This is a genomic window from Sphingobium sp. PAMC28499 (assembly GCF_004795815.1).
In the GTDB taxonomy this organism is placed as follows: Bacteria; Pseudomonadota; Alphaproteobacteria; order Sphingomonadales; family Sphingomonadaceae; genus Sphingobium; species Sphingobium yanoikuyae.
Window position 1 is genome coordinate 1,865,273 of record NZ_CP039248.1, and the last position, 13,033, is coordinate 1,878,305.

12 protein-coding genes are annotated in these 13,033 nt (G+C 66.1%); 7 read left to right on the forward strand and 5 right to left on the reverse strand.

Going from position 1 to position 13,033, the window contains the following annotated elements; all coding sequences use genetic code 11:
• Positions 1–45 precede the first annotated feature (45 nt).
• Together E5554_RS09010 and E5554_RS09015 are read right to left on the reverse strand one after the other, a co-directional pair.
• Positions 46–948: a FecR domain-containing protein gene (locus tag E5554_RS09010; protein ID WP_247594418.1), complete on the reverse strand. Its 903-nt coding sequence runs from the start codon at positions 946–948 to the stop codon at positions 46–48.
• 26 nt (positions 949–974) lie between these two features.
• Complete coding sequence (locus E5554_RS09015; protein WP_136186587.1) at positions 975–1,481, reverse strand: sigma-70 family RNA polymerase sigma factor; 507 nt, start codon at positions 1,479–1,481, stop codon at positions 975–977.
• Between the two features lie 198 nt (positions 1,482–1,679).
• On the opposite strand from E5554_RS09015, the gene E5554_RS23310 reads away from it, so the two are divergent.
• Positions 1,680–2,627 (forward strand): hypothetical protein, encoded by a 948-nt coding sequence (locus E5554_RS23310; RefSeq protein ID WP_247594419.1) that lies wholly within the window; start codon positions 1,680–1,682, stop codon positions 2,625–2,627.
• Positions 2,628–2,921: 294 nt separating this feature from the next.
• On the opposite strand, the gene E5554_RS09030 is transcribed toward E5554_RS23310, so the two are convergent.
• A complete protein-coding gene (locus tag E5554_RS09030) occupies positions 2,922–3,917 on the reverse strand; it encodes a LacI family DNA-binding transcriptional regulator (RefSeq protein WP_136186588.1) in 996 nt (331 codons plus the stop codon).
• An 85-nt stretch (positions 3,918–4,002) separates the two neighbouring features.
• Between E5554_RS09030 and E5554_RS09035 the strand changes: the two genes are divergently transcribed.
• The 6 genes from E5554_RS09035 to E5554_RS09060 all read left to right on the forward strand — a co-directional run bounded on the left by E5554_RS09035 (position 4,003) and on the right by E5554_RS09060 (position 9,975).
• Positions 4,003–4,203, forward strand: coding sequence for a DUF4169 family protein (locus tag E5554_RS09035; protein ID WP_136186589.1), 201 nt, complete (start codon positions 4,003–4,005; stop codon positions 4,201–4,203).
• Positions 4,204–4,364: 161 nt separating this feature from the next.
• The gene (locus tag E5554_RS09040; protein ID WP_136186590.1) at positions 4,365–5,357 is read left to right on the forward strand and encodes a hypothetical protein; all 993 of its coding nucleotides are present in this window, start codon (positions 4,365–4,367) and stop codon (positions 5,355–5,357) included.
• Positions 5,358–5,648: 291 nt separating this feature from the next.
• Complete coding sequence (locus E5554_RS09045) at positions 5,649–6,869, forward strand: argininosuccinate synthase (RefSeq protein WP_017500430.1); 1,221 nt, start codon at positions 5,649–5,651, stop codon at positions 6,867–6,869.
• Between the two features lie 196 nt (positions 6,870–7,065).
• Positions 7,066–7,746: a calcium-binding protein gene (locus E5554_RS09050; protein WP_136186591.1), complete on the forward strand. Its 681-nt coding sequence runs from the start codon at positions 7,066–7,068 to the stop codon at positions 7,744–7,746.
• 139 nt (positions 7,747–7,885) lie between these two features.
• Positions 7,886–8,605: a response regulator gene (locus E5554_RS09055; RefSeq protein ID WP_004208220.1), complete on the forward strand. Its 720-nt coding sequence runs from the start codon at positions 7,886–7,888 to the stop codon at positions 8,603–8,605.
• On the forward strand, positions 8,602–9,975 hold the full coding sequence (locus E5554_RS09060; RefSeq protein WP_136186592.1) for an ATP-binding protein: 1,374 nt from the start codon (positions 8,602–8,604) through the stop codon (positions 9,973–9,975). The genes E5554_RS09055 and E5554_RS09060 overlap by 4 nt, the downstream gene beginning before the upstream one ends.
• Before the next feature lie 106 nt (positions 9,976–10,081).
• Here E5554_RS09060 and proP read toward each other — a convergent pair whose 3' ends face one another.
• Entirely contained in the window at positions 10,082–11,629 is a 1,548-nt protein-coding gene (gene proP, locus E5554_RS09065; RefSeq protein ID WP_210729812.1) for a glycine betaine/L-proline transporter ProP, read from the reverse strand.
• Positions 11,630–11,977: 348 nt separating this feature from the next.
• Entirely contained in the window at positions 11,978–13,033 is a 1,056-nt protein-coding gene (locus tag E5554_RS09070) for a flagellar motor protein MotB (protein WP_097384316.1), read from the reverse strand.

Here is a 13,033-nt window from a genome sequence, read left to right on the forward strand (position 1 = left end):
ACGCGCCAGCGGGATTTTACCCCACCCCGGCATCGGCGATTTTTTTCAGCCGCCCAGCAGCACCCGGTCGTCCATCTGGCGGACGGGCACGGACAGCAATTGCGACAGCGCCTGGCCCAGCGCGACATTGTCGCCCATCCGGTACATGCCGCTCACCCGCAGCGCGGCGGTGGCGGGATCGGCGATCACCAGCCGGGTCAGGCTGTAGCGATTGGCCTCCGCCGCCACCGCATCCAGCCGGTCGTCATGAAAGGCTGCGCGGCCGCTCAGCCAGGCCTGGGTGGTTTCGACATCGGGCCGATCAAGCTGCACGACATCGGCGGCATCGGTGCGGATGCGCTGCCCGGCAGACAGGCTGCGCTGCCCGCCGGCGACCGCGACATCGGCCTGCCCCGCCAGCGCCGTCAGCGCCAGCCGGTCACCGCCGTCGCGCCGCACATCGAACCGGCCGCTGCCGGCGACGAAACGCCCCCGGCCGGCATCGATCGCAAAGGGCACGGCGGCGGGCTTCACCGTCAGCGCGACGCGCCCCCGTTCCAGCCACAGCCGCCGCCGGCTGGCGCTCGCCAGCACCCGGACATCGGTATCGGTATCCAGGAACAGGGCCGATCCTTCCGGCAGGGTCAGCCGCCGCTGTTCACCGATGCCGGTGCGATAGCGGGTGCCCGCCATTGCCGTCTGCATGATCGCCATGCCGCCGCCGCCCACCACCAAAGTGCCGGCACAAGCCGCCATCATCCGTCGGCGCGAAAGGGGGCGTGCGGATGCCGGTGCAGGGCGCGCCGCCGCATCGGTGCCGGGCACCAGCGCCCAGATGTCGGTCGCCCGCTCGAAATCGGCTGCATGTGCGGGGTCAGCCGCGATCCAGGCGCGAAAGGCCTGCTCGTCGTCCACCGTCCGTTCGTCCGCATTCAGCCTTGCAATCCACTCGGCGGCGGTCCGGGCCATGGGGCGCTCACCGGGCATGTCGGGGCTCACCAATCCTTCGTCCATTCGCCAAGGAAACTCATCGCCCTGGCCATATGCTTCTCGACCGCGCTCTGGCTGATGTCCAGCCGTTCGGCAATCTCGCGATATTTGAGATTGTCGATCCGCTGCAGCAGGAACACCTCGCGGGTGCGTGGCGGCAACTTGTCGATCCCTTCCGACACGCGCCGCAGTCGCGCCTGCGCCATCAGCGCCTCGTCCTGCAACGGCGCGCCGTCGCGCAGCAGCGCCAGCACATCCTCGCCACCCGCTGGCCCGCGCACCTTTTCCCGCCGATAGCTGTCCCGCGCCCGGTTGACCGCCGCGCGGACCAGAAAGGCTTCCTCATTGTCGGGCCGTTCGGGCCGGGCCGCCATGCGGACATAGGCATCGTGCAACAGATCCTCGCTGTCGGAACGCCGCGTCATCCGCTCGACCTGCGCCAGCAGCCCGGCCCAGCCGGTCCATAGCCGCCGCGGCGCCCGCAGCGCCTGTTCAGAAGGATGCTCGCTCATGCGACCGGCCGCTTAGCGGGCGCTGCGGTCAGTTTGATGACCAAGGCATTTCAATTGGATGACGCTGCGACCTTGTGACTTGCCGACGTGAACACGGGGGATTGTCCGAAGCGCTGCAAGCGGCAATATGCCGTCTTGCTGGACATGGCGCCCCCGCGCGCCGCATGTCCGATCTGACGAAAGGGGCAAGGCCGGGCGATGGATAGGGTGGAGAATGCAGCGGCAATTGACCGGATCATCGAAAGCTGTCGCGCACTCTGCCTGGATGTGCGCTGGCATGATGTCTACGCGCTGGCGACCTCGGTGGAACTGGAAGAGGTCAATCCCGCGCTGTTGCGGATGAAGGTCACGGCCGCCTGCGCCCTTAACGACAAGACGCTGCTTGCTGCACTCGCACCGGAAATCATCGACCTGCCGGATGACCATGCGCTTTTCTATCCGCTGGTCGGACAGATACAGCGCAGCGGCCATGGCGATATTGGGGCCGACATGCTGCTGGCGCGCGCCAATGCGGCGGCCGATCCGCGCTATGCGGTTTTCCTGCGCCGCGCGATCAGCCTCAATCGTGGTGACGAGGGGCGCACGGCCACGCTGGAGGCCGCGCTCAATGCCGCGACAAATGGCGGCTGGGACATGAAGGGCGAACCCTCGTCCCATCATTTTCCCGCGCCGCTGCCGGCCTTGATGGGACCGCCGGTGCAGATCGTTCCCGCGCCGGGCGTGGATCGCCGGTATATCGATCGGCTGACGGGCGATGCCGCGAAATTCCTCGCCAGGATGCAGAAGCCCGCGCCCGGCTATATCGTCGAAGAATCTTTCCGCCATTTCCGATGCCGACTTGCCGTCGCGCGACCGGGTATAATCGTCACGCTTCCACGCTTCCACGCTTCCACGCTTCCACGCTTCCACGCTTCCACGCTTCCACGCTTCCACGCTTCCACGCTTCCCAGCGCACCTGGCCAAACTCGCGGGTCCAGTAGGTCCGCTCCATCTGCCGCGCCTTGCCGGGCGTCAGGCCGGATGGATCGACCTGCGAATAGGGGTGGACAATATGGTGTTCGGTCGCTTGCCCGAACTGTAGGTGAAATAGCCACTGGTCCACAGCGCCAGGACTTTCGACGGATAATCGTCGGGGCATTGCCCTGATATTGCCACAGGATATTGTCGCGGATCGTCCGCCGGGCGCCGCAGTCCACAGCGTTCTGGGGCACCACCTTGGTCAGGTGATAGGGGATCCGGTCCGCCGACGTCAGGTCGCGCCGGTTCTTGCAGCGCGCATCGGTGGCGATCATGCCCATGATGATGCTCCAGGCAGGTCGACGGGGCAGGGCGCGCATGAACGATAGTGCCGCGAATGAGCATGACGGCCCGCGCCGCTTTCGGTTCCCTGCGTCGGGGCGGACGGATTTTTCGCTGGCAATGCCGGGCCTTGCCTTCGTTTTACGGAGTCGCCACTCCCGTGCTGCCGCGCGCGACCAGTGAGAAGGTGAAGCGCGGCGGTTCGCCCGGACCATTGATCAGCGCGTCGATCGCGGCGCGGCCCATATGGTCCAGCGGCTGGCGCACGGTGGTCAGCGGCGGCCAGCTGGTCCGGCTCGCGGGCGTATCGTCGAACCCGGCCACCGACAGATCCTCGGGCACGCGCAGGCCCAGGTCATGCGCCAGCGTCAGCACGCCCAGCGCCATCGGATCGTTGGTGGCGAAGATCGCGGTCGGCCGGTCGTCCCGCTGCAACAGCGCTTCCGCGCAGGCGATGCCGGACGCGAAATCGAAACTACCCTGCATGAACAGGCTGTCGTCGATCGGCAGGCCGGCCGCCGCCATCCCCTCGCGAAACCCCTCGACGCGCTGCAGCGCCGCCTTGTGGGTCGGGGGCGGGGTGATCACCGCGATCCGCTTATGGCCCAATGACGCCAGATGATCGGCCACCATCCGCCCGGCGGCATGTTCGGGGGTCGGCATGTTGATGCCGCCCCTGGATGCGTCCGCCGTGCCGGCGATCCGCGCGCAGGGCAGGTTCATTTCTGCCAGCCGGTCGAGCAGCAGCGCATCGTCGGACAGCGGCGGCACCAGGAACACGCCGTCCGGGCGCAGCGCCGCGACCAGCCGGTCCAGCACTTCGATCCGCTCCTCGCCACTGTCGGAAATCGGCTCCACCACCAGATGATAGCCAAGGTCGCGGCAGCGCGCCGCTGCGCCCGATTGGATGCCGCCGGTATAGGCAGGGGCAGGGTTGCTGTAGAGATAGGCGATCATGAAGGAGCGGCCACCGGCCAGCCGCCGCGCCGACTGGTTGGGGCGATATCCCAGTTGCTCGATCGCTGCGTTCACGCGCTCGCGCAGTTCGTCGCTGACGTTCGGCGCCTTGTTGACAACGCGGGACACCGTCTTGATCGAGACTTTGGCGAGGGCGGCGACGTCATGGATGCTGGGCATGATTTTCCTGTATGGCCGGGCCGAAGGCGACTGGTGCTGCCCCGGATCTTTGTGGCACTATTCCCCATAGGACCAAGGGTGGAAGATGAGCAACGTCATTAATTTTCGTCTGGCGCGCAAGGCTAGGGATCGGGCCGACAAGGCGCAGGCGGCAGACAGCAATCGCGCCAAGTTCGGCCGGACCAAGGCACAGAAACTTGCCGACCAGCAAGAAGAACGTCGAATGACGGCTCTGCTGGATGGTGTGCGTCTTGAACGCAAGGAAGAGTCCGGCGACGATGTCTGATGCTGTGAAGTCATGATATAAATCTGTTGTTCATGTTTGGAATGAACATCTGTTCATGTTGAGGTGGCGTTTTTCAATTCATCGATATTGAAAAACAGATCGTCCCGCATTTGACGATATGTTTGAGGCCGATGGAGATGGTCGGCGGTTGATCTATCGCTATGACCAAGAATATTCGATCCATCCGTCCCGCCTCGGCCGCGATCGCCGCTGTCGTGGCATTGTCCGCAACGCCCCTGTTCGCGCAGGAGGTGATGACGCCCCCGCCGGCCGCGCCCATGGCGGCGCCGACCGCGCCGGTCGACATCGCCCCCACGGTGCCGGCGGCAGAGCCCGCACCCGCAGCGCCTGCCACAGTGCCTGCAACCCCGGCGGCGCCGGTCTTCGCGCCCAGCCAGCCGGTCGTGCAACAGACCCCGCCGACCCCGGAGCCGCAGGCTGAAGCGCCCGCCGCGCAGGAAAGCCGCGCTGCCCCGGCCTCCCCGGCACCGCGCCGCGCGGAAGTTCGCCAGTCTGAACTTGCTTCCGAACCCGCCCCGGCGCCTGCTCCGACTCCAGCTGCGGCTGAACGTACCGAAGCGCCGGCACCCGTAGCCCCGGCCGCAACGCCGGCTCCGGAACCGGCCGCCGTCACCCCGGTTGCCGAACCGGCCCCGGCTGCCGCGCCGACCGAACAGCCTTCGGCCCTGATCGATCCGGCGCTGCTGCTGGCGCTGGGGGGGGGGTCGCTGCTGCTGGTCGGCCTTGGCGCCACAGCCATCGTCCGTCGCCGCCGCCAGCGTGTCGAAGCCGAGCGTGAAGCGATCGCGCCGATCGAGGCTGGTCCGGCCCCGGCACCCATGCCGCTGGCCCCTGCTGCTCCGATTGCTGCGCGCACCCCGCTGGCCGCCGCTACGGCACCCACCAGCGATGTCGAAGCGATGGTCGCCGCTGCCCCCAGCCGCGACAATCCCTTCCTGACCCAGCGCAACCGCCGTCGCCGCGCCCATTTCCTGCTCGCGCAGCGGCAGGCGCTCCGCACGGCCGATCCGGTCGCCCGCGCCGCGCCGGTCGCAACCCCGGCCAGCGCCGCGGCGACCGATCGCAGCCAGACCGTTTATCGCTTCGGCAGCGACCGCGCCCGTCCGGGCCTGTTCAAGCCGCGCACCAGCTGATCGACGCCCTGAGCTGACAATGAAGGGGACGGTGGCCCGCCATCGTCCCCTTTGTCTTGCCTGTCCTACAGTCCGCTTTGCCTGATAGAAGCAGGAGACAGGGGAAGGGGGGCACTTTCCGATAGGATCAGCGTCCAGCAAGATTATGTCAAAATCTGCGGGAAATATGGGAAGTTAAGGCCCGCAGCTTCCAACAGGCGCCCCCGCGCTGTTGCGCTTGCCCCTCCCGCCTGTTACCGGCGCGCGGTTTATATCCCACGCCAATATTGGCCTGCAGAAGAGTCGCCCACCATGTCCGACAAGATCAATCGTATCGTCCTCGCCTTTTCGGGCGGCCTCGACACCAGCGTGATCCTGAAATGGCTGCAGCAGACCTATCAGTGCGAAGTCGTCACCTTCACCGCCGATCTCGGCCAGGGCGAGGAACTGGAACCCGCCCGTGCCAAGGCCCGCCTGATGGGCGTCAAGGAAGAGCATATCTTCATCGACGACCTGCGCGAGGAATTCGTGAAGGATTATGTCTTCCCGATGATGCGCGGCAATGCGCTCTATGAAGGCCTCTATTTGCTCGGCACCTCGATCGCCCGTCCGTTGATCGCCAAGCGCCAGATCGAGATCGCCAAGATGCTGGGCGCCGACGCAGTCAGCCATGGCGCGACCGGCAAGGGCAATGATCAGGTCCGCTTCGAGCTGGGCTATTACGCCCTGCAGCCCGACATCAAGGTGATCGCCCCCTGGCGCGAATGGGATCTGACCAGCCGCACCAAGCTGATCGAATTCGCCGAACAGCACCAGATCCCAATCCCGCGCGACAAGCGTGGCGAAAGCCCCTTCTCGACCGACGCGAACATGCTGCACACCTCGTCCGAGGGCAAGGTGCTGGAGGATCCGTGGGAGGAAACCCCGGACTTCGTCTATTCGCGCACGGTGAACCCGGAAGACGCGCCCGACGCGCCCGAATATATCACGGTCGATTTCGAGCGTGGTGACGGCGTCGCGATCAACGGCATCGCCATGTCGCCCGCGACCCTGCTCGAAACCCTCAACGAATATGGCCGCAAGCATGGCATCGGCCGTCTCGACCTGGTCGAGAACCGCTTCGTGGGCATGAAGTCGCGCGGCATGTATGAAACGCCGGGCGGCACCATCTATCATCTGGCCCATCGCGGCATCGAGCAGATCACGCTCGACCGTGGCGCTGCCCATCTGAAGGATGAGCTGGCCCCCAAATATGCCGAGCTCATCTATAACGGCTTCTGGTTCTCGCCCGAGCGCGAGATGCTCCAGGCCGCGATCGACCACAGCCAGGAAAAGGTGACCGGTACGGTTCGCCTCAAGCTCTACAAGGGCGGCGTCTATGTCGTCGGCCGCAAGTCGCCCTACACGCTCTACAGCGAGAAGGTCGTCACCTTCGAGGACGACGCCGGCGCCTATGACCAGCGCGACGCGGCGGGCTTCATCAAGCTCAATGCGCTGCGCCTGCGCCTGCTGGGTCGCCGCGACGGCCTCTGATTTAGCGCAGCACTGATGTTTCGGGGAAGCCCCCGGTCCGCACATAAGCGGGCCGGGGGCTTTCTCTTTCCTTCCCGATACAAATTGCGACAAACTATTGGGTGACATGACAAAGTTGCGGGACAAGTCTTGCCGATAAGCGACGTCAAGGATGGTCGACACGCCATCCACGACTGAACTTGGAAGGAAAGACCCAATGCTCCGCAAATTCTTCACCACCGTCGCGGTTGGTTCGCTGTTCGTCGGCGGTCTGGCGGCGTCGCACCTCGCTTTCGCGCAGGATGGTGGTCCGGGGCCGCGCGGCATGCGCGGTGGTCCCATGATGATGGCCGACGCCAACAAGGATGGCACCATCACCAAGGCGGAACTGACCACCTCGCTCGAAGCCCGCTTTGCCCAGCTCGACGCCAACAAGGATGGCAAGCTGACCAAGGAGGATCGTGACATCCGCCGCCAGCAGCGTCTGGACGAACGCTTCGCCGCGCTCGACACCGACAAGAATGGCCAGATCAGCAAGGCCGAGTTCCAGGCCGGTCATCAGCCGCGCGCCGATCGCGGCCCGCAAGCCGGCAAGCCCGGCGGCCCCGACGGCAAGCGCTGGGGCGGGCGTGGCCATGGCGGTCCCGGCCGCGGCATGATGCACCGGGGCCCCGGCTTCGGTGATGCCGACAAGGACGGCACCATGACCAAGGCCGAATTTATGGCTGGCCCGCTCGCCATGTTCGACAAGGCCGACGCCAACAAGGATGGCAAGGTCACGGCCGAGGAAATGAAGGCCGCCCGCCAGGCGATGCGTGGTCCCGGTCGCGGCCATGATCGTGGTCCGGGTCGTGGCCCCGGCGCCGACCAGGCACCGCCTCCGCCGCCGGCCAACTGATCGGCTGACAGCGCCGACGATCCGGAGCGGGGCTTTTCCCCCTAGCGCCCCGCTCCAGTCGATCGTCCCAAGGGGGAAGGGCGAAGGTTCCCCTGCCTTCGCCCTTCCAACCCGTCCCCCGGCATGACAGACAGGCAAAATGAGCGAACGTCCCCATCTCCTGCTCGTCGATGACGAGCGATCGATCCGCGAGCCGCTGGCCCAATATCTCTCCCGCAACGGCTTCCGCGTGACCGCGGTCGAGAATGCGGCGGAGGCGCGGCTGCGTCTGGCCGCCAATGCCATCGATCTCGTCATCCTCGACATCATGATGCCCGGCGAGGACGGCCTGTCGCTCTGCCGCCATATCCGCGAGACCAGCGAGATCCCGGTGATCCTGCTCACCGCCCGGTCTGAAGAGACCGATCGTATCGTCGGTCTGGAAATGGGCGCGGACGATTATGTGCTCAAACCCTTTTCGCCGCGCGAACTGGTCGCCCGCATCAAGGTGATCTTCCGCCGCGTCGCCACCGGCGGCCAGCGGGTCACCGCGCCTGACGGCGCCACCTATGCCTTTGCCGGCTGGCTGCTGAAGACGCAGGAACGCACCCTGGTCGATGCCGAAGGCGTGTCGCTGCCGCTTTCGACCGCCGAATATAATCTGATGCTCGCCTTTGCCACCCGGCCCAATCAGGTGCTCAGCCGCGACCAGTTGCTCGACATCACCCAGGGGCGCGAGGCGAACGCCTTCGACCGGGCGATCGACAACCAGATCAGCCGCCTGCGCAAGAAGATCGAGCCCGACGCCAAGAACCCGACGCTGATCAAGACCGTTTGGGGCGGCGGCTACACCCTGTCGTCGGAGGTTCGCAAACTGTGAAGCAACTGCGCCTCTGGCCGCAAAGCCTGGTTGGACAGATCATCATCCTGGTCGCGATCGCGCTGTTCGTGGCGCAGGCGATCAATTTCGGCCTGCTGCTGCGCGAACGCAATCGGGTCGAACTGACCAGCCAGACCGCGCCACTGGTCTATCGCGTCATCAACGCGCTTGACACCAGGCCGGATCGTGCTCCCGACCGCGACCATCCGCGCGCCAATCAGGATCGCGACCGGCGCAATATCGACTTCCTCGCCAGCCGCCCGACACTGAGTGGCAAGGCGCGGCCCGATGTCGCGGCTCGCGCCGGCGCGATGTTCGAGGATATCGGCCTGACGGTCCACAACATCGAGGCGGCCGAGGACAGCCGCATCATGCCGCTGCGCCGCTGGGAACAGATACGCAGCCGCGCCACGGGGGAGGCGCCGCGCGACCATAGGGTCGGCCGGCTCACCCTCGCGGTCGAATATGAACCGGGCAAATGGCTGACGACCGAGGCCCGCATCGGCAGCCGCCCGCCGCGCTTTGGCGGCTGGCTGGTGGCCCAGACGCTGATCCTCTACGTCATCGTCCTCATTCCGCTGCTCTGGATGGGCCGCCGCTTCGCCCGCCCGCTCAAGCAACTGACCGGCTCCGCCCGCCAGTTCGCGAAGACCGGCTCGGCCGATCCGGTCGAGGAAAGCGGGCCGGGGGACGTGCGCCAGCTCACCACCGCCTTCAACGCCATGCGCGCGCGGATCATCGCCATGCTGGACGAGAAGGACCGGATGCTCGGCGCCATCGGCCATGATCTGCGCACCCCGCTCGCCTCGCTGCGGGTCCGCACCGAATCCGTCGACGACGAGGGCGAGCGCGCCCGCATGTCGGAGACGATCGAGGAAATGAACCGGATGCTCGATGACATCCTCTCGCTCGCCCGCGCCGGCCGCAGCAGCGAGACGGCGCAGAAGGTCGATCTCACCTCGCTTGCCGACGCTGTGGTCGAGGATTTCATCGAACTGGGGTCACCGGTGGACATGATCGACAGCGATCGCGCCGTCGCCTTCGTCCGCGCCCAGCAGATCCGCCGCGCGCTGCGCAACCTCATAGAAAACGCCGTCGTCTATGGCGACCGGGCCCATGTCAGCGTCCAGCATCAGGACGGCATGATCCGCATCATCGTTGCCGACGAAGGCCCCGGCATTGCCGAGGACAAGATGGGCGAAATGATGGAGCCCTTCACCCGGCTCGAAGGCTCGCGCAACCGCGAGACCGGTGGCGCTGGCCTGGGCCTTGCCCTGGTCCGCGCGATCATGGCCGAACATGGCGGCGCGCTCCAGCTCGCCAACCGCCCCGGCGGCGGCCTCGAAGCCAGCCTCGTCCTCCCGGCCTGATGGCCATTCCCATTCCTCCCCAAGTGCGCTTGGGGAGGGGGACCGCTCGCGTAGCGAGTGGTGGAGGGGCACAGGCCCGATGGCGCAGCGTCGGAAAGCGCTGGCCCTAGCTCGCCAGCGGCCGGATCATGCCCGGCGTCTCCACCGCGACCGGCGCCACCGGCGGCAGGTCGGGCAGCGCCTTGTCCACAGTCACTGGCTCGCCGCTTTCGACCAGCGCGATCGCCTCGGCCTCATTCGCCACCGCCGGCGGCGATCCGCGCAGCGGCATGCCCGCCGTCTCGCGCACCGTCAGCATGGTCAGCAGGCCGATCAGCGCCGCGCCCATCAGATAATAGGCCGGCACCAGCGGATCGCCGGTCTTCTGCACCAGCCAGGCGGTAATCAGCGGCGTCGTGCCGCCGAACAGCGAGACCGAGATGTTGAACGCGATCGACAGCGCGCTGTAGCGCACCGGCGTATAGAAGAGCGCGGGCAGGGTGGAGGGCATGGAACTGGTGAAGCAGACCAGCGCAATCCCCAGCAGCATCAGCCCCAGGAAGATCAGCGCGTCATTGCCCGTGCCGATCAGCAGCATGCACGGCACCGACAACAGCATCAGCGCGATACAGGCGCCGATGATCATCGGCCGCCGGCCCAGCCGGTCGCTGAACAGCCCGCCCACGACATTGAGCGGCATCATCACCAGCATCACGATGATGATCAGCAGCAGCCCCTTGGTCTCGGCATAACCCATGGTCACGCTGAGATAATTGGGCATGTAGGTCAGCAGCATATAGTCGGTGACGTTGAACACCAGCACCAGTCCGACGCATTTCAGCAACTGCCGCCAATGGACGCGGAACAGGGTTCCAAGCCCCGGCCGCTCGCTTTCGCGCGCATCGATCTGTTCGCTATAGGCCTGGAATGCCGGCGTCTCCTCCAGCTTCAGCCGCATATAGAGGCCAAGCAGGCCCAGCGGCCCGGCGACCAGGAAGGGAATGCGCCAGCCCCAGTCCAGCATCTGCGCGTCGCTCAGCGACATCTGCAGGGCGGTGACGGTGCCGGCACCGGCGATATAGCCGCCCAGCGTCCCGAACTCCAGCCAGCTGCCCATCAGGCCGCGCTTCCGGTCGGTCGAATATTCCGCGATGAAGGTCGCCGCGCCGCCATATTCACCGCCGGTCGAAAAGCCCTGCACCAGCCGCGCGGCCAGCAGCATCAGCGGCGCGCCGATGCCGATCTGCGCATAGGAGGGGATAAGGCCGATGGAAAAGGTGCCGACCGCCATCAGGATCATGGTCATCGCCAATATCTTGTGCCGGCCATAGCGATCGCCCAGCGGCCCGAACACCAGTCCGCCCAGCGGCCGGACCAGGAAGGCGACGGTGAAAGTGGCGAAGGTCGCGATCAGCTGCAGCGCCGGATCGCTCGACGGGAAAAAGACATGGCCCAGCGTGACGGCGATATAGCCGTAGACGCCGAAATCGAACCATTCCATGGCATTGCCCAGTGCTGCGGCGCCGACGGCGCGGTTCAGCAGGGACCGGTCGACGACGGTGACATCATCGACTTCCAGGTCGCGGCGGCGCTTGAACCAGCCGAAATGGGTGTGGCGCGCGGCATGCGCGGCAGATGTGGACACATTATTCTCCCGGCCCGTCCAGGCGGGCACGCGGGGCGCGCCTCACAGCCATCGGACAGGCAATGTCGGCCGATAATCAGGGCCTTGGAACGTTGCGACGCCGCATGGGGCATCAAGCGAGGAGGAGCCCATATAGGCAATCGCCCGCAAAAAGGTGCAACAAAGGGGCAGGCCGTGCCCGCATGGGGGTGAGCCGACCCCGGCCTGTCCTATTGGCGCATCATGGCTTATGCTGCGTCGCGATGGGATTTCGGCCAGACATGACGAAGCAGGGGTTGGAAACAAGATTTCCAACCCCTGCATCAAAATTGCCGAATGTGCGGGAAATATGGGAAGTTAAGGCGGCGATTTCCTATTTTGCCGCCCCGACTGTCCGCTTCAATGCTTGCCCGGCTTGGACGATGTGCCCGCCGCCGTCGGGTTGATCAGCGCCGCGCCGCTGGGCAGGCCGGTGCCGCCCATGTCCAGCTTCTGCGCCTGTTCCCGCGCGACCCGCTGCGGATCGTCCCGCTCCTTGATCGCCGCCTGGGTTTCGGGATCCTGCGCATCATCCTCGTCGGCCGAGGCATTGCCGCCACGGGTCCAGCCCAGGATGACCGACATGCGCCGGTTGCGCGGATCATAGGCGTCACTCTTCACGAACGGTTCGCGATCGGCGACCCCCTCGATCCGGGCGAAGCGGGCATTGGGAATGCCGGTTTCGGCGAGCGCCTTGCGGGTCGATTCCGCACGGGCCGACGACAGCATCCAGTTGTTCATGCTCCGGCCCGACGCATAGGGCAGGCCATCGGTATGGCCGCGCACGATCAGCGGGTTGGGCATGGTCGCCAGTGCGTCCGCGACCTCGGCGATCAGCGCCTTGGCTTCGGGCAGCAACTGGTCGGTGCCCGACCGGAACATCGCGAAGTCCGCCTCGTCGATCAGGTCGATGCGCAGCCCCTCGCGGGTTTCGGTGAAGCGGACATTCTTGCGCAGCCGGGCCAGGCCCTTCTTGGACATGCGGTCCTCAAGCTGCTTCTTGATATTCTCGAACTTCTGCCGGTCGGCCGCGCGCAATGCCTTGCCGCCTTGGTCCTTGGTGCCGGTGGCATCGCGCGGGATGGTGATGGCCAGATTGCCCTGACCGCCGGTGGTCGGGTAATTTTCCTTCGCCATCAGGCTGTCGCCGCCGAACATGCCGGTGGACCCGGCCGAATTCATCTTCAGCTCGACCAGCGTCGGCGTGAAATAGTCGGCCAGCGCCTTGCGCTGCTTTTCGGTGGTCGCACCCAGCAGCCACATCAGCAGGAAGAAGGCCATCATCGCCGTCACGAAGTCGGCATAGGCCACCTTCCAGGCGCCACCATGATGGCCGCCATGGCCATCGACGATGATCTTCTTGACGATGATCGGCCGGGGTTCGGGCTCGTTCGCGCCGCGCTTCTTCTCCGCCAT

Coding starts and splice junctions, on each gene's coding strand:
- E5554_RS09010 (WP_247594418.1), bottom strand. CDS start 948: ATGGCCCGGACCGCCGCCGAGTGGATTGCAAGGCTGAATGCGGACGAA.
- E5554_RS09015 (WP_136186587.1), bottom strand. CDS start 1,481: ATGAGCGAGCATCCTTCTGAACAGGCGCTGCGGGCGCCGCGGCGGCTA.
- E5554_RS23310 (WP_247594419.1), top strand. CDS start 1,680: ATGGATAGGGTGGAGAATGCAGCGGCAATTGACCGGATCATCGAAAGC.
- E5554_RS09030 (WP_136186588.1), bottom strand. CDS start 3,917: ATGCCCAGCATCCATGACGTCGCCGCCCTCGCCAAAGTCTCGATCAAG.
- E5554_RS09035 (WP_136186589.1), top strand. CDS start 4,003: ATGAGCAACGTCATTAATTTTCGTCTGGCGCGCAAGGCTAGGGATCGG.
- E5554_RS09040 (WP_136186590.1), top strand. CDS start 4,365: ATGACCAAGAATATTCGATCCATCCGTCCCGCCTCGGCCGCGATCGCC.
- E5554_RS09045 (WP_017500430.1), top strand. CDS start 5,649: ATGTCCGACAAGATCAATCGTATCGTCCTCGCCTTTTCGGGCGGCCTC.
- E5554_RS09050 (WP_136186591.1), top strand. CDS start 7,066: ATGCTCCGCAAATTCTTCACCACCGTCGCGGTTGGTTCGCTGTTCGTC.
- E5554_RS09055 (WP_004208220.1), top strand. CDS start 7,886: ATGAGCGAACGTCCCCATCTCCTGCTCGTCGATGACGAGCGATCGATC.
- E5554_RS09070 (WP_097384316.1), bottom strand. CDS start 13,033: ATGGCGGAGAAGAAGCGCGGCGCGAACGAGCCCGAACCCCGGCCGATC.